Annotated in this window: 15 protein-coding genes and 1 pseudogene; 2 read left to right on the top strand and 14 right to left on the bottom strand. The window is 56.8% G+C overall.

Annotation, left to right across the window (positions count from 1 at the left end; all coding sequences use genetic code 11):
* Positions 1-19 precede the first annotated feature (19 nt).
* Entirely contained in the window at positions 20-1,855 is a 1,836-nt protein-coding gene (cysJ, locus tag VSX58_RS18010) for an NADPH-dependent assimilatory sulfite reductase flavoprotein subunit (protein WP_327619292.1), read from the bottom strand.
* 382 nt (positions 1,856-2,237) lie between these two features.
* Here cysJ and queD point away from each other — a divergent pair, with 382 nt between their 5' ends.
* A complete protein-coding gene (gene queD, locus VSX58_RS18005) occupies positions 2,238-2,600 on the top strand; it encodes a 6-carboxytetrahydropterin synthase QueD (protein WP_327615906.1) in 363 nt (120 codons plus the stop codon).
* A 76-nt stretch (positions 2,601-2,676) separates the two neighbouring features.
* Here the strand turns inward: queD and queE are convergent, their stop codons facing one another.
* The 8 genes and pseudogenes from queE to VSX58_RS17965 form a co-directional block, all read right to left on the bottom strand.
* Positions 2,677-3,348, bottom strand: a complete 672-nt coding sequence (gene queE / locus VSX58_RS18000) for a 7-carboxy-7-deazaguanine synthase QueE (RefSeq protein WP_327615927.1) — start codon at positions 3,346-3,348, stop codon at positions 2,677-2,679.
* A 134-nt stretch (positions 3,349-3,482) separates the two neighbouring features.
* Positions 3,483-4,622 (bottom strand): beta-galactosidase BglB, encoded by a 1,140-nt coding sequence (gene bglB / locus VSX58_RS17995; RefSeq protein ID WP_327619291.1) that lies wholly within the window; start codon positions 4,620-4,622, stop codon positions 3,483-3,485.
* 43 nt (positions 4,623-4,665) lie between these two features.
* Entirely contained in the window at positions 4,666-6,222 is a 1,557-nt protein-coding gene (locus tag VSX58_RS17990) for an MFS transporter (RefSeq protein WP_327619290.1), read from the bottom strand.
* Positions 6,223-6,452: 230 nt separating this feature from the next.
* Positions 6,453-6,671 (bottom strand): hypothetical protein, encoded by a 219-nt coding sequence (locus VSX58_RS17985; protein WP_327619289.1) that lies wholly within the window; start codon positions 6,669-6,671, stop codon positions 6,453-6,455.
* Between the two features lie 8 nt (positions 6,672-6,679).
* Entirely contained in the window at positions 6,680-6,880 is a 201-nt protein-coding gene (locus tag VSX58_RS17980; RefSeq protein WP_327619288.1) for a nitroreductase family protein, read from the bottom strand.
* Positions 6,877-7,005 (bottom strand): hypothetical protein, encoded by a 129-nt coding sequence (locus VSX58_RS17975; RefSeq protein ID WP_327619287.1) that lies wholly within the window; start codon positions 7,003-7,005, stop codon positions 6,877-6,879. Before VSX58_RS17975 ends, VSX58_RS17980 begins: the two co-directional genes overlap by 4 nt.
* A gap of 3 nt (positions 7,006-7,008) precedes the next feature.
* A pseudogene (locus tag VSX58_RS17970) lies at positions 7,009-7,098 on the bottom strand (nitroreductase family protein); the annotation flags it as partial.
* 136 nt (positions 7,099-7,234) lie between these two features.
* Positions 7,235-8,107, bottom strand: a complete 873-nt coding sequence (locus tag VSX58_RS17965) for an EamA family transporter (protein ID WP_327619286.1) — start codon at positions 8,105-8,107, stop codon at positions 7,235-7,237.
* A 69-nt stretch (positions 8,108-8,176) separates the two neighbouring features.
* Between VSX58_RS17965 and VSX58_RS17960 the strand changes: the two genes are divergently transcribed.
* The gene (locus VSX58_RS17960) at positions 8,177-8,722 is read left to right on the top strand and encodes a MarR family winged helix-turn-helix transcriptional regulator (RefSeq protein ID WP_327619285.1); all 546 of its coding nucleotides are present in this window, start codon (positions 8,177-8,179) and stop codon (positions 8,720-8,722) included.
* 106 nt (positions 8,723-8,828) lie between these two features.
* Here VSX58_RS17960 and VSX58_RS22595 read toward each other — a convergent pair whose 3' ends face one another.
* The 5 genes from VSX58_RS22595 to relA all read right to left on the bottom strand — a co-directional run bounded on the left by VSX58_RS22595 (position 8,829) and on the right by relA (position 15,514).
* A complete protein-coding gene (locus VSX58_RS22595) occupies positions 8,829-8,924 on the bottom strand; it encodes a DUF3363 domain-containing protein (RefSeq protein ID WP_433913813.1) in 96 nt (31 codons plus the stop codon).
* 215 nt (positions 8,925-9,139) lie between these two features.
* Positions 9,140-10,441, bottom strand: a complete 1,302-nt coding sequence (gene eno, locus VSX58_RS17950; RefSeq protein ID WP_327619284.1) for a phosphopyruvate hydratase — start codon at positions 10,439-10,441, stop codon at positions 9,140-9,142.
* A gap of 75 nt (positions 10,442-10,516) precedes the next feature.
* The gene (gene pyrG / locus VSX58_RS17945; protein ID WP_327615468.1) at positions 10,517-12,154 is read right to left on the bottom strand and encodes a glutamine hydrolyzing CTP synthase; all 1,638 of its coding nucleotides are present in this window, start codon (positions 12,152-12,154) and stop codon (positions 10,517-10,519) included.
* Positions 12,155-12,380: 226 nt separating this feature from the next.
* On the bottom strand, positions 12,381-13,181 hold the full coding sequence (gene mazG / locus VSX58_RS17940; RefSeq protein WP_327619283.1) for a nucleoside triphosphate pyrophosphohydrolase: 801 nt from the start codon (positions 13,179-13,181) through the stop codon (positions 12,381-12,383).
* A gap of 101 nt (positions 13,182-13,282) precedes the next feature.
* Positions 13,283-15,514, bottom strand: a complete 2,232-nt coding sequence (relA, locus tag VSX58_RS17935; protein ID WP_327619282.1) for a GTP diphosphokinase — start codon at positions 15,512-15,514, stop codon at positions 13,283-13,285.
* Positions 15,515-15,519: the final 5 nt, after the last annotated feature.

Raw genomic sequence — 15,519 nt, 5'->3', positions numbered from 1 at the left:
GATAATGGTTTTTTGCTCATTAGTACACATCTCGCTGATAACGGCGCGCAAGGCGCAAATCACTCAAAAACTCATCGGCCTGCTCGGCGTCCAAGCCGCCGTGCTCGGCCACCACATCCAGTAACGCCTGTTCGACATCTTTCGCCATGCGATTGGCGTCGCCGCACACGTACAGATGCGCGCCATCCTGCAGCCAGCGCCACACTTCCGCGCCTTTCTCCCGCAGTTTGTCCTGAACGTAAACCTTGTGCGCCCGATCGCGCGACCAGGCCAGATCGATATGCGTCAGCAGGCCGTCCTTCACATAGCGCTGCCACTCCACCTGATAAAGAAAATCTTCCGTAAAGTGCGGGTTGCCGAAGAACAGCCAGTTTTTACCGCCCGCCCCATCGGCCTCGCGCTGCTGCATAAAGGCGCGGAACGGCGCGATCCCGGTGCCGGGGCCAATCATAATCACCGGCGCGTCCGGATCGGCGGGCAGACGAAAATTATCGTTATGTTCGATAAACACCCGGACTTCATCATCTTCCTTCAGGCGATCGGCAAGATAGCCCGACGCGCCGCCGGCGCGCGCGCGGCCGTCGATGTCATAACGCACCACGCCCACGGTGATATGCACTTCGTTTTCCGCCTCCGCCTGCGAAGAGGCGATGGAATAGAGACGCGGCGTCAGCGGACGCAATAGGCCGATAAGCTGTTCCGCCGTCAGCTCAACCGGCGCCCGGCGCACCATATCCACCAGCGGCGTCCGCTGAACGAATTGCTGTAAAGCCGGCTTATCCGCCAAAAGCGACAGCAAGGTTTCGTCACGCGACAGCGCCGCATATTTTTCGACAATCGGCGCGGTATTCTGCGTCAGTTCAAAATGGCTGCGTAGCGCCTGCGACAGCGGCAGCGATTGCCCCTCCACCGTGACGCTTTCGTCGCCTTTCAGCCACAGCAGCTCAAGCAGTTCCTGCACCAGCGCCGGATCGTTTTCATACCATACGCCCAGCGCATCGCCCGGCTGGTAGCGCAGACCGGAATCGCCCAGATCGATCTCAATATGACGCACGTCCTTTTCCGAGTTGCGGCCGGTGATTTTCTGATTCACCGACAGCGTCGCCCGCAGCGGCGACGCCTTGCCGTAAGGGCTGCTGGCGATCTCGTCCAGCGCGCCGCTCGCGCTTACCGTGGCGACCGCCGTTCCCTGCACCGGCACGCGGGCCTGAAGAATATCCACCAGTTGCCGACGCCACTGCTCGGCCTTAGCCTGATAGTCGACATCCGCGTCGACGCGTTCCAACAGCCGCTCCGCGCCCAGTTCGGCCAGCCGGCCGTCTATATCCTTGCCGGCTTTGCAGAAGAATTCGTAGGAGGAGTCGCCCAGCCCCAATACCGCGAACGCGGTATCCTTTAACGCGGGCGCTTTTTTGGAAAACAGGAATTTGTTCAGCGCGATCGCCTCTTCCGGCGGCTCGCCTTCGCCCTGCGTCGAGGTGACCACCAGCAGCAATTTTTCCTGCGCGATCTGCTTGAATTTATAATCGCCGGCGTTCACCAGGTTCACCGCCAGCTTGGCGTTCAGCAGGTCATCCCGCAGTTGCTCCGCGACCCGCCGCGCGTTGCCGGTTTGAGAAGCGGAAATCAGCGTAATGCTCTGAACCGGAACGGAGAGCGCAGCCGGGGCCGTCTGCGCGGCGATCGCCGCGGAACCGGGAAGCTGCTGCCCTGCGGGTTGCTGCAGCAGACCCCAAAAATAACCGGACAGCCAGGCAAGCTGCGTAGGTGAAAAATCACCGGTCGCCGCCTGTAAACGCGTTAATTGATCCGCACTCAACGGGAGCAACGAAGTCGGAGAAACCGGAGTTGTCATTATGATCTCTATTTCCTTGTGCTTGTGACCAGGCTAATACAAATTCATACAATAAAAAGATGAATGGAATATAAGGTTAACCACCCGCATCTTAACAATTAAAGAAATGATGGACATATCAAATAACCAAAACGACTAAATGGTTTTTCTGATAAGGCTTATTGGTTAAAGTGTTATAGATCGCGATTAATTAATTATTCAGCCTATAATTCGCCTATTATTTTTCTGCCCCATACGGAGGAATCATTGCGTCCGGCGCTGCGCCGCAGGCGGCTAAACGTGCTTCATGCCGTAATTTCCGGTAGTATGCGACGGTTTTTACGTTGTTATGTGCGAACAGCTTCTACCGAAAGCTAATTTTTAAGAAACCGAGAGCAACACCATGGTCACCACGCTATTTAAAGATTTTCAATTTGAGGCCGCTCACCGTCTGCCTCACGTTCCGGCAGGACATAAATGCGGACGCCTGCATGGGCATTCATTTATGGTTCGCTTGGAAATTACCGGCGAGGTTGACCCGCACACCGGGTGGGTGGTGGATTTCGCGGAGCTCAAAGCCGCGTTTAAACCAACGTGGGAGCAGTTGGATCATCACTACCTGAATGATATTCCCGGCCTGGAAAACCCCACCAGCGAAGTGCTGGCGCACTGGATTTGGCAGCGGTTAAAGCCGTCGCTGCCGGCGCTGAGCGCGGTGATGGTAAAAGAGACCTGCACCGCGGGCTGTATCTATAGAGGCGAGTAGCCGGCAAGCTCAGGCAACGCCGAGATGCCGGTGTAAGCAGGCTACCGCCTGCGCGGGAACGGCGGAGATGGTAAAACTAGGCGATATGCAAATATTTATGCGTCTGCATGGAAAGCCGCCAGTTACGGGCGATACAGGTGGCGATGCACAGCCTGGTGGCGCTCTCTTTCTGACTGATCGGCTGTAGCGCCACAATCCGCGGCTTGTCATCCTCCAGCCGGGCCAGCAGGGCATCCAAGTCCTCAATATCGCGCTCGCGGGCGACCGGATGTTTGATTTCATCCGCCCGCTGCAGCGCCCGATCGATAACCTTCATGCCGCCGCGCATATTCACTTTCGGGGAGACCGTCACCCAGGTTTTGGGCGAACAGCGAACTTCATGCGTGCCGCTGGTTTCAATCTGACAGCTAAAGCCCTGCTTTTCCAGCAGCAGCGTCAGCGGCGCCAGGTCGTGAATACAGGGCTCTCCCCCGGTGATCACAATGTGGCGCGCGGTATAGCCTTGCCGAGCGATCGACGCCACAATATCTTCGGCGCTGGCCGCCCCCCAGCCATCGCTCTCCTGCGTTTTAACCAGCACCTGTTCCAGCGGAATTTCCCGCTCGGCCAGTTTGTCCCAGGTATGTTTGGTATCGCACCAGCTACAGCCGACCGGACACCCTTGCAGACGCACAAACACCGCCGGAACGCCGGTAAAATAGCCTTCGCCCTGCAGCGTCTGAAACATTTCATTAATCGGGTAGCGCATGCTTTTCCACTTCTGCCCGTAACATAAAAACGCATTATCGCAGATAGCCGGCGCCGCGCCAAACATCCCTCCCCCACGCGCGGACGAGAACGCTCAACCGCCGTCCCGGGCGGCGGGGATATCCGTCCTGGTTATTACAGATAGACCCGCAGATACTCCGACAGGCAGAGGATAGCCATCGCCTGCCCGTACGGCATGGAGGTCAGGGCGATTTCACGATAGAAATCAAGGTCGCGGCCCATCGCCGTACCGAATGAAACCTGGGTCAGTTCGCCCTGCGCGTTAACATGATTGATAACGCCGCGAATCGCTTTTTCCGCGACCGGCGCATAGCGCTTGTCCACATAGCGCTTACGCACCGCTTTTAAGATGCCGTAGGCAAAGCCCGCGGTCGCCGAGCTTTCAAGATACGATTGCGGATCGTCGATCAGCGTGTGCCACAGGCCGCTGTCGTCCTGATATCTCTCCAGCGCCTCAATTTGGCTTTCCAGCACTTGCAGCAGGAAGCGGCGCGTAGCGTTATGCTCCGGCAAATCCAGCAGTTCGATAAACTCGGGGATCGCCACGGTCAGCCAGCTATTGCCCCGCGCCCAACGCGCCTTGGCGAAGTTATGCCGCTCGGCAAACGTCCAGCCGTGGAACCATAAGCCGCTTTGACGATCCATCAGATACTGAACGTGCAGCAGGAACTGGTACGTCGCCTCTTCCACAAACTCCGGGCGATTTAGCAACTTGCCGATTTTCGCCAGCGGCAGCACGCTCATCATCAGAGTGTCATCCCACAATTGCTCGATATTTTCATTGTTGTAAACAATGTGCTGCAATCCCCGCTTTTGGGTGCGCGGCATTTCGTACATCACCCACTCCGCCCAGCGCTCCAGATAGGGCAGCCAGCGGGCGTCCCCCGTCTCTTCGTAGCGATAGGCCAGCGTCAGAAAAGGACACACGGTATTCACATTTTTGGTCGGCGTGCCTTCCGCCAAACGCGCGGCGAACCAGTCATCGATAATGGCGCGCATCCGCTCGTCGCCGGTCTGCTGGTAATACTGGTAAATACCGTACAGCCCGATGCCGTGCGTCCACTCCCAGCCGGCCCAGCCTTTAGTGTCGATCACCCGGCCATCGTCCAGCCGCAGGAGAAACTCGCCGGTTTTATCTTCAATATTCACCAGATTATCCGTGATGCGGCAAATCAGCGCCTTGAGCTCCTCACGGGAGATAAAGCGTTCGGGCTGACGCAAAAGCGGACTATGTTTTACGCTGAATACGGTCATAGCAAATCATCCAATTTAGTTATCATTTAACAATTCAAGACATTCAGGACTGGGGCACGCGCGTTATCGGTTTCACCTTATTGCGGTTCAGGTAGCCGATGTTGTTGTTGCCCCACAGCGACTCATAAGACATACCGGCCAGGTTTTCGACCACCGCCCGCGCCTCCGGCGTGATCTGTTCAGGGACCAGCCGCCCGGCATCGCGCATCTTCTGGGTTTCTTCGCGCAGTATGCTGTGCGTCTGAAGGTTGAGTTTGAAACGCAGGGAAACCAGGAAGCCCAGCGCCAGAACCCCTACCGTGCCGAAGCTCAGGATCATCAAAATCGTATGACTGACGCCCGGCGCCTGTACGCTCTGCCCGGAGACGAAGCCGGAAAGCTGCAGCACGATCCCCACCAGCATCACCGCGCCGGCCTGGGAAGCCTTGCGGGTTAGGGTCATAATGCCGGCGAAGATCCCTTCGCGGCGCTGCGCGGTAATCACCTCATCAACATCGGCGATATAGGTGTAGGTATTCCACGGCACGTAGTTGATGCCGCCGCGGCCTAAACCCGCCAGCGCGGAAATCAGCAGCAGCAGAGAAAACGCATCATGCATATTGCTGTACCAGAGGAAAGCATAAGAGAGCGCACTCAGCCCGAACAGGCAAACCACCAGGCGGTAAGAGGGCGCGGGTCCGAAGCGAATACACAGCGGGATCATGGCGATGACCGAGATAAATTGCAGGATCGCCATAGTGCCCATCAGGTTGGACGCCACCGTCGGGCTTTGCATCAACACAAAGACCACGTAATAGGTGAATACGGCGTTGAACACATCCTGGGCGATATAGCCGCCCAGATACATCCCCAGGTGCTGGCGGAAAATACGGATACGCAGCGTCGACAGCAGCTCAACGTTCAGCCGTTTCAGGCTATCCGCCAGCGTCAGGGACTGGCGCTCTTTTTCCGCCCGCAGAGAAGCCTCGGACATTTGATCCCGCGGCCGCTCCCAGGTGAACGCATACACCATCGTCAGCACCAGCGCGCAGATGACGGAGAACACCAGGCTGGAGTAGAAGAAGGAGATGGCGTTGTCCTTACCCAAATACCCCAGCAGGATGCCGGGCAGAAAGGCGGCCAGAATGGCGGAAAGCTGGGCCAAGGCAATACGGGCGCCGGAGAATTTGGTTTTCTGTTTGAAGTCGTCGGTCATTTCGGGCACCAGCGTTTCATACGGCACCAGAATCATGGTGTAGACGACATCAAACAGCAGATAGGTCAGCAGGTAGTACCAATATCCCATGTCGCTCACCCACATAAAGCTGTAGCTGAATACGCAGGGAATACCGAGCAGGATAAAGAATTTACGCCGGCCGAAGCGCTTGCCCAACCAGGTGGAGCCGAAGTTATCGGTCAGGAAGCCCATTAACGGGCTGACGACGGCATCCAGAACGCGCGCCATCGCGAAAATAAAGGTCGCCTCAATCGGCGTTAAACCGCAAAACGTGGTGTAGAAATAGAGTAACCAGGCAGCGGTCAATGCGGTGGTGCCCGCGCCAAGAAAGTCGCCCGAGCCATAGGCCAGATAATTAGCCAACCCGATCTTACGTGTTTTCATTACCATCCTTCCTCGGTCATTTTTTATGAAGGTGTCATAGCTGACGGTTTTTGCCTGCCATGGCATTTAAGGTAACGTTCGGACCGTAGCGGCACCTTTGTGCTTTTGCCATCGGATGACCGCTGCTGGCACCCTAGAAAAGAACTTACCGATCGGCCTCAAATATTTTATAAAAAGGCATTTCATATTAATAAAACCAGCAGTCTGAATAATGTAGTTCTGGTGATGAATTACTGCATTCGCAAAAAGCGGATTTTGAGATGGGCGGCAAGCTTTTTATCGCGAGCCGTCGTGAGCGACGTTGAAAAACACTTCCGCCCTGAGGGATCCCCAGAAATTTGGGGAAAAATTTCTGTCAGTACGGAGGGAGTTTCGCGCGGCATATGATCGGAGAGCAGCTTGCCCGCGCGGGTCAGGCGCGTGCTGGGCGTGGTGCGGGCGAACAGCACCGTCTCCGTCAAACGATGGCAAGAATTTCAGGCAGGGGCTTGCGTGGCTTCTGCGGCCAGTTGCTGATTTCCGGATGACCGACAGCGACGATCACCACCGGCAATTCAGTGACGGAAAGCTCAAACTCCTGAGCTACCCGTTCTGCATCAAATCCACCCATCGCGCACGAGCCCAATTCCATGCCTTGCGCTGCCAGCATCAGGGTCATTGCCGCCAGTCACGCTGCAATACTGAGTTATCTTCATGGGACGCGGTTGCCTGTGCCACCCCCGCATCGACCACCCGTTGATCCATGATATTGGCTTCTATGCTGGATTGCAGCGCTGCCCTCATCAGGCGCGCTTTGGCGTCTTCCGAGCGTACGGCGATGAATCGCCAGTTCTGCAAGTTATAGGCAGACGGCGCCTTCGCGGCCAGGTCAACCAGCGTTGTAATGGCATCATCATCCAGCGGGCGATTGGGTTGAAAGTTATTGACGGATGTTCAAGTTTCAATCGCGCTTTGTACGGAAGTATTCATGTCATTGCCTGATAGAAAAGAGAAGGGTTGAGAGGGGCGATGGTCACTTGCTACGCGCCGTTGTCCATTGCACGGCGAAGACGCTGACCAGCACGATCAACAGTCCCAAAAGTGCAGTTCCCGTGATTGACTGCGAAAGCAGCGCCCAGCCCAGTACCACGGCGGTAAGAGGACTTAGCAACCCCAGGGATGCAACGGCTACTGTCGGCAGGCGGGCCACGCCACGAAACCAGAGCGCATAGGCCAGCAAAGCGCCGGCCAGGCAGAGGTAGGCGTAGGCCGCCCATTCCACACGCCCCAAGGGGGGTAGCGGCGCATCGGCCAGCCACGCCACGGGCGCAAGCATCAAGCCCCCGATGACAAGTTGCCAGCCTGTCAGTGGCAACAAGGGCAGGTCTAGTCGCCAACGACGTGTCAGCCACACGCCAGCCGCCATGCACGCTGCTCCCAGCACGGCGGCGGCGATCCCAACGGGCTCGAACACCGTCTGCGGTGACAACAGCAGAATAGCCATTCCAAACATGCCCGCGACTGCCGACCACAAAGTAGTTTGCGCAGGCGACCGTCCATCCACGGCCCAGGCCAGCGCCATCACCAGCAACGGCTGGATCGCGCCAAGCACTGCCGCCAAACCTCCAGGCAGGCGATAAGCTGCTACGAACAACAGGGCCTGGAAGATGCCGATGTTCAACGCCCCAAGCACCAGCAAGCGCCACCAGTCCCGCCGGGCAGGCATTCGACAGGTAAACAGAAGCAGCAGCAGACCTGCGGGCAGCGACCGGATGAGTGCAGCCGTGAAAGGGCGATCCGGCGGCAGGAGTTCCGATGTCACGATGTAGGTGGAACCCCAGATTGCCGGGGCCACTGCTGTGAGCATGACATCGCGCCAGTGGGGCGATGAGATTGTTGTTGACATGACCTTGTAACTTACCTTCAATTCAAGATAATATGATTGTGCCAACCACTTATCTTGAAGTCAAGACAAATGAAGAATCAATCCAATCAACGACAACGCGACGCGGTGGATGTCATCCTCGAACAGTGGCAGAGGGAGCGCCCCGACCTTGATGTCAGCGCGATGGGGCCGATCGGACGCATCAAGCGATGCGCGGCGCTTCTGGATCAGCGCCTGGAGTCCGAATTTGCGAAATTCGACCTGAACCTTTGGGAGTTCGACATGCTGGCCACACTGCGACGCGCCGGTGCGCCGTATCGCCTGAGTCCGACCGAACTGTTCTCCACGTTGATGGTGACTTCTGGAACGATGACCCATCGACTCAAGCGGCTGGAAATAAGAAACTTGGTCGAGCGCGTCCCCAACGAACAGGATGCCCGCAGTACGCTCGTGCAACTCACGCGTAAGGGGCTTGCGTTGATCAATCGTGCTGTCGAGGGACACGTTGAGAACGAGCGCCTTGTGCTTTCGGCGCTACCTCCCGATGTGCTGTCAAGTCTCGATGAACACCTTTCTGTATTGCTGCAAGCGTTGGAGATCCCTGCCGAGCGTAACAACTCCACGCAAGCAAGCTAGATCGCCGTGCGAAACACAATCCCCACATCGAGCGTGCTTAAATCGAAAGTCCCCGCCGCGGCCCAATCTCCCACGACACACCACCGCCGCGCACTGTCGCGGCGATCTACTGTCCCAGCCGTTGTTCTATCACTGGCCGCCACGGCACCAGGCTGAATCTCATGCCGTCATCGAGCATCGCGTAGCGACCGCCGTGGGCGATAGGCCTTGTATCGGGTTTCTGTTCGTCAGGTCATGGTTTTATTTCAGGCTTTCTTAAGACCCCGCCTCACGACGACGCCCTTGCGCTTCTCTAGTCCTTCGTCACCATCAGGCTGGACGGGGGACTTTCCCCCGCGAGCTGCCGAGCATGCCCGGCACACCAAAAAAAACGGCTCCCGAAGGAGCCGTTATCAGCAAACAGGAAAAGGCTAAAAATTAAGCCTGACCTTTCACTTCTTTCAGACCGTTGAACGGTGCTTTCGCGCCCAGCGCTTCTTCGATACGAATCAGCTGGTTGTATTTAGCAACGCGATCGGAACGGCTCATGGAACCGGTTTTGATCTGACCGGCCGCCGTACCTACCGCCAGGTCGGCGATGGTGGCGTCTTCAGTTTCGCCGGAACGGTGAGAGATGACGGCAGTGTAACCGGCGTCTTTCGCCATCTTGATTGCAGCCAGGGTTTCGGTCAGAGAACCGATCTGGTTGAATTTGATCAGGATGGAGTTAGCGATGCCTTTTTCGATGCCTTCTTTCAGGATTTTGGTGTTGGTTACGAACAGGTCGTCGCCAACCAGCTGGATTTTGTCGCCCAGAACTTTGGTCTGGTAAGCGAAACCGTCCCAGTCAGATTCGTTCAGGCCATCTTCGATGGAAACGATCGGATATTCTTTGGTCAGGCCTTCCAGGTAATGAGTGAATTCCTGAGAAGTGAAGGTTTTGCCTTCGCCTTTCAGTTCATAGTTACCGGTTTCTTTGTTGTAGAACTCGGAAGCCGCGCAGTCCATCGCCAGCGTAACGTCTTTACCCAGCACGTAACCGGCTTTTTCCACCGCTTCTTTGATAGCGGCCAGCGCGGCGGCGTTGGATTCCAGGTTAGGGGCATAGCCGCCTTCGTCGCCGACTGCGGTGTTCATGCCTTTGGCTTTCAGCACCTTAGCCAGGTTGTGGAACACTTCGGAACCGATACGGATCGCTTCCTTAACGGATTTCGCGCCGACCGGCTGAATCATGAATTCCTGGATGTCGACGTTGTTGTCGGCGTGTTCGCCGCCGTTGATGATGTTCATCATCGGCAGAGGCATAGAGTACTGGCCCGGAGTGCCGTTCAGTTCAGCGATGTGGGCATACAGCGGCAGGCCTTTGGCGGCGGCGGCGGCTTTAGCGGCGGCCAGGGAAACGGCCAGAATGGCGTTAGCGCCGAATTTGGATTTGTTTTCAGTCCCGTCCAGGTCGATCATGATCTTATCGATGTTCGCCTGATCTTTCGCGTCTTTGCCCAGGATAGCCTGAGCCAGCGGGCCGTTTACTGCGGCAACGGCTTTAGTTACGCCTTTGCCCAGAAAACGGGATTTGTCACCGTCACGCAGTTCCAGCGCTTCGCGAGAACCCGTGGAAGCCCCTGACGGCGCGGCAGCCAGACCAACAAAACCGCCTTCCAGATGCACTTCGGCTTCAACAGTTGGATTTCCGCGTGAGTCGATGATTTCACGACCGATGACTTTAACAATTTTGGACATTAGATTTTCCTCAGTACAGTTAAACTAAAACCTCAGACGAACACCGCGCAAAGTCCGCGCGGCGCTGGCAAAACCTTACTTCACCTGGCGCTTTTGATACGCGCCGGCGGCTTTTACAAAACCGGCAAACAGCGGATGCCCATCGCGCGGCGTCGATGTGAATTCCGGGTGGAACTGACAGGCCACGAACCACGGATGATCGGGCAATTCGATGATCTCCACCAGTTTGCGATCGGCGGAAAGACCGGCAACACGCAATCCCGCCGCCTCAATCTGTTTCAACAACATGTTGTTGACTTCGTAACGATGGCGATGACGTTCAACGATCGTCGGCTCGCCGTAGAGCTGGCGCACCAGGCTGCCTTCCGCCAGGTGGCACTGCTGCCCGCCGACGCGCATGGTGCCGCCCAGGTCGCTGTCTTCGCTGCGCACTTCGATATTGCCGTCTTCATCGCGCCATTCGGTAATCAGCGCAATCACCGGGTACTTACATTCTGGCACAAACTCCGTCGAGTTCGCCCCTTCCATACCGACGACGTTACGGGCGAATTCCATTAATGCGACCTGCATCCCCAGACAAATCCCCAGGTAGGGGACATTGTGTTCGCGGGCGTAGCGTGCCGCCATCACCTTACCTTCAACGCCGCGATAGCCGAATCCGCCGGGGATCAGGATAGCGTCCAAATCTTTCAGAATTTCAACGCCGCGGGTTTCAACATCCTGCGAATCGATCAGCTTGATGTTCACCGTCAGGCGATTCTTCAAACCGCCGTGCTTCAGCGCTTCGATAACGGACTTATAGGCATCGGGCAGAGCGACGTATTTGCCGATCATCCCGATGGTCACTTCGCCGCCCGGATTGGCCTCTTCGTACACCACCTGTTCCCATTCTGACAGGTTTGCTTCCTGACAGTTCAAGCTGAATCGTTTACAAATATAATCGTCCAGCCCCTGAGATTTCAATAGCGACGGAATTTTATAAATGGAATCAATATCTTTAAGGGAGATTACCGCTTTTTCCGGCACATTACAGAATAAAGCAATTTTTGCGCGCTCATTGGCGGGCACGGTGCGGTCGGAACGGCAGATAAGCACATCGGGCTGAATACCGATGGAAAGCAGTTCTTTAACCGAATGCTGGGTTGGCTTGGTTTTCACTTCGCCGGCGGCGGCCAGGTAAGGCACCAGCGTCAGGTGCATAAACAACGTATGCTCACGGCCCACTTCAACCGCCATCTGGCGAATCGCTTCGAGGAACGGCAGCGATTCGATATCGCCGACGGTGCCGCCGATTTCCACCAGCACCACGTCATGCCCTTCGCCGCCTTCCAGAATGCGTTCTTTAATCGCATTGGTAATATGGGGGATAACCTGGATGGTCGCGCCCAAATAGTCGCCGCGGCGCTCTTTGCGCAGCACGTCGGAGTAGATTCGGCCGGTGGTGAAGTTATTGCGGCGAGACATTTTGGTGCGGATAAAGCGCTCGTAGTGGCCCAGATCGAGATCGGTTTCCGCCCCGTCTTCGGTGACGAAGACCTCACCGTGCTGAGTCGGGCTCATCGTGCCCGGATCCACGTTGATGTACGGGTCCAGTTTCATGATGGTAACGTTGAGGCCACGGGCTTCGAGAATAGCCGCCAGAGAGGCTGCGGCAATGCCTTTACCCAGAGAGGATACGACCCCGCCGGTCACAAAAATATAATTAGTTGTCATGCTGAACCTGAGAGTTTAGGTTTAAAGACGATGGAAAGACCAAGACGGGAAAGTAGTATACCGGAACCGGCCGGGCGCCACAATTGTTCGTTTTGCCCGTCGCGGCGATTTCATCCCCGCGGCTTCGGGAGTTCACATCCCGTCATGCCCAACAGAAAATCATCTAAAAATCATTTTATTATGAATAATAAGCTATGAAAATAACGCATTCATAATAAAAACCGGGTCAGCTGCTTTTTTCTTGCTGTTTCACCTGCTGCCACGCCGCTTCCATCTGCTCCAGCGTGGCCTGCTCCATAGTGCGGCCGGACTGGCTAATAAGCTGTTCCACCTGACGGAAGCGACGGCAGAATTTGCGATTGGCCTCTTGCAGCGCCCGTTCGGCCTTATGCCCCAAATGGCGCGAAAGATTGACGGTGGCGAACAATAAATCGCCGATCTCTTCGCCCAGTTTGTCTTCATCAATAACCGCCTGCCGCGCCTCATGCATCACTTCATCAATTTCTTCGTAAACCTTATCGACAACCGGCCCCAGGCTGTTCCAGTCAAAACCGACGGAGGCGCAACGCTGCTGAATTTTTTGCGCTTTCATTAACGCCGGCAGCGCATCCGGAATATCATCCACCAGCGAGTGGCGATCTTTTTCGCACCTTTCCTGCGCCTTGGTCTGTTCCCAGCTTGCCAGCGCGGCCTTGCCGTCCGCCGGCGCCGCCGCGCCCGCGAAGATATGCGGATGACGGCGCTCCAGCTTGTCGCTGATGGCGTTGCAGACGTCGGAAAAATCGAACAGCCCCTGCTCCTGCGCCATTTGCGCGTAAAACACCACCTGAAACAGCAGATCGCCCAGCTCGCCGCGCAGGTCGTCGAAATCTTTACGGCTGATGGCGTCCAGCACTTCGTACGTCTCTTCCAGCGTGTAAGGGGTGATGGTGTCGAAGGTCTGTTTACGATCCCACGGACAGCCGTTTTGCGGATCGCGCAGGGTTTTCATCACGCCAAGCAGGCGCTCAATAGCGGGTGAATTCATTGGGTATCTCAATTTAAAAATTGGGTAATAACATGCGCGGGGTCGCCCGCCTCAGCGTAATTGCTTACGCCATGGTAAAAGCCCCCCAAAGAAAAACCGATTCAGCTTCCCTGCTGGCGGCGCGCGTCGATCACGTCCGGCAGTTGGTTGAGCTTGGCCAGCACGCGGCCCAGCACCTGCAAGTTATAAATCTCGATCTCCATATCGATGGTGGCCAACTGCTGTTTAGTGTCGCTGCGGCTGGACACGCCCAGCACATTGACTTTTTCGTTCGCCAGAATGGTGGTGATGTCGCGCAACAAGCCGCTGCGATCGTTGGCCGTCACCCGCACCACCAGCGAGTAACCGCTGGAGTAGCTTTCGCCCCACACCGCGTCCACGATGCGCTCCGGCGCATGGCTACGCAGCTCTTCCAACTGATCGCAGTCCGAGCGGTGAATGGAGATCCCGCGCCCGCGGGTGATAAACCCGGTGATATCGTCGCCGGGGATCGGCTGGCAACAGCGCGCGATGTGATGCATCAGGTTGCCCACGCCCTCCACCACCACGCGCCCGTTATCCTTGTTGCGCGGCGCCGGCGGCGGAGATTTTTGCGTCAGTTGGCGCAGCGCTTCACGATCCTGCTCTTCCGCGCTGGGCTGCTTAAGCTGCGATTGCAGGAAATTCGCCATCTGGTTGAGACGAATGTCCCCGCCGCCGATCGCCGCCAGCAGTTCATCCAGCGAATTCACGTTATAACGCGGCAGCAGCAGTTTCTCCGCCGTCTTCAGGCCGATCCCCAAGTGTTCCAGCTCGTCGTCCAGGAGCTGACGGCCGGCCAGAATGTTCTTGTCGCGATCCTGTTTGCGGAACCAGTTGTGAATTTTAGAACGCCCGCGGCTGGTGGTGATATAGCCCAGATTGGGGTTCAGCCAGTCGCGACTCGGGTTGGGCTGTTTCTGGGTGATCACTTCTATCTGATCGCCCATTTGCAACTGGTAGGTGAAGGGCACGATGCGTCCGCCGATTTTCGCGCCGATGCAGCGATGGCCGATATCGCTGTGAATATGGTAGGCGAAATCCAGCGGCGTCGAGCCGGCCGGCAGATCGACCACGTCGCCCTTCGGCGTAAAGACGTAAACCCGATCGTCAAACACCTGGCTGCGTACTTCATCCAGCACTTCGTTGGAATCCGCCATATCTTCCTGCCAGGCGATCAGCTTGCGCAGCCAGGCGATCCGCCCCTCGTAGCCCGCACGGCCGCCCGCCACCGTGCCCTCTTTATATTTCCAGTGCGCCGCCACGCCCAGCTCGGCGTCTTCATGCATCTGGCGGGTACGGATCTGGATTTCCAGCGTTTTGCCCTTCGGCCCCAGCACCACCGTATGGATGGACTGGTAGCCGTTCGGTTTCGGGTTGGCGACGTAGTCGTCGAACTCGTCCGGCAGATGGCGATAGTGGGTATGCACAATCCCCAGCGCGCCGTAGCAGTCCTGCAGACGCTCCACCACGATGCGCACCGCGCGCACGTCGAACAGTTCGTCAAACGACAGCGATTTTTTCTGCATCTTGCGCCAGATGCTGTAGATGTGTTTGGGGCGGCCGTAGACTTCCGCCTGCACCCCTTCTTCTTTCATGGCGGCGCGCAGCGTTTTCACGAAATCGTCGATGTACTGTTCGCGATCGATGCGGCGCTCGTGCAGCAGCGTCGCAATGCGTTTGTACTCTTCCGGGTGCAGATAGCGAAAACAGAAGTCTTCCAGCTCCCACTTGAGCTGCCCGATCCCCAGGCGATTGGCGAGCGGCGCATAAATATTGCTGCACTCTTTCGCCGCCAGCACCCGCTCCTCTTCCGGGGCGTCTTTCACTTCGCGCAGGTGGGCGATGCGCTCCGCCAGCTTGATCACCACGCAGCGGAAATCCTCCACCATCGCCAGCAGCATACGGCGGATGTTATCCACCTGTTCAGAAGCGACGGAGCCCGTCTGGGTGGCCTTGAGCTGGCGAATCGCATCCATATCGCGCACGCCGTGCACCAAATCCGCAATGCTTTTGCCGTATTTTTCGCCCAGCGTGGCTTCATCCACCACATTGGCGTTGGCGAGCGGAAACAGCAGCGCCGCGCGCATGCTGTCGTTATCCATGCTCAGGGTGGACAGTATTTCAACCATCTCGATTCCCCGCCACAGCAGCAGCACGGCATCGGGATGATCCTGAGTTTGTTGTTCACAGTAACGCAAGGTTTCGGCTAAACGTTCACACGACTGCTGGCTGGTTAATCCAAGCGAAGCAATCCACGCGTCAGCGACAAACTCGCCGTCCGTATTCATATGCGCACTTCTTACCGCAACCATAATTT

It is taken from the genome of Brenneria populi, assembly GCF_036016195.1.
Lineage (GTDB): Bacteria > Pseudomonadota > Gammaproteobacteria > Enterobacterales > Enterobacteriaceae > Brenneria > Brenneria populi.
The sequence above is the reverse complement of the archived record's forward strand: the minus strand, read 5'-3'. Positions and strand labels throughout refer to the sequence as shown.

Excerpts from the sequence above, each read along its gene's own strand:
- VSX58_RS17990 (WP_327619290.1), bottom strand. The coding sequence starts at position 6,222 with ATGAAAACACGTAAGATCGGGTTGGCTAATTATCTGGCCTATGGCTCG.
- cysJ (WP_327619292.1), bottom strand. The coding sequence starts at position 1,855 with ATGACAACTCCGGTTTCTCCGACTTCGTTGCTCCCGTTGAGTGCGGAT.
- VSX58_RS17965 (WP_327619286.1), bottom strand. The coding sequence starts at position 8,107 with ATGTCAACAACAATCTCATCGCCCCACTGGCGCGATGTCATGCTCACA.
- VSX58_RS17975 (WP_327619287.1), bottom strand. The coding sequence starts at position 7,005 with ATGAGGGCAGCGCTGCAATCCAGCATAGAAGCCAATATCATGGATCAA.
- relA (WP_327619282.1), bottom strand. The coding sequence starts at position 15,514 with ATGGTTGCGGTAAGAAGTGCGCATATGAATACGGACGGCGAGTTTGTC.
- queD (WP_327615906.1), top strand. The coding sequence starts at position 2,238 with ATGGTCACCACGCTATTTAAAGATTTTCAATTTGAGGCCGCTCACCGT.
- VSX58_RS17980 (WP_327619288.1), bottom strand. The coding sequence starts at position 6,880 with ATGACCCTGATGCTGGCAGCGCAAGGCATGGAATTGGGCTCGTGCGCG.
- mazG (WP_327619283.1), bottom strand. The coding sequence starts at position 13,181 with ATGAATTCACCCGCTATTGAGCGCCTGCTTGGCGTGATGAAAACCCTG.
- queE (WP_327615927.1), bottom strand. The coding sequence starts at position 3,348 with ATGCGCTACCCGATTAATGAAATGTTTCAGACGCTGCAGGGCGAAGGC.
- pyrG (WP_327615468.1), bottom strand. The coding sequence starts at position 12,154 with ATGACAACTAATTATATTTTTGTGACCGGCGGGGTCGTATCCTCTCTG.
- eno (WP_327619284.1), bottom strand. The coding sequence starts at position 10,441 with ATGTCCAAAATTGTTAAAGTCATCGGTCGTGAAATCATCGACTCACGC.
- bglB (WP_327619291.1), bottom strand. The coding sequence starts at position 4,622 with ATGACCGTATTCAGCGTAAAACATAGTCCGCTTTTGCGTCAGCCCGAA.
- VSX58_RS17960 (WP_327619285.1), top strand. The coding sequence starts at position 8,177 with ATGAAGAATCAATCCAATCAACGACAACGCGACGCGGTGGATGTCATC.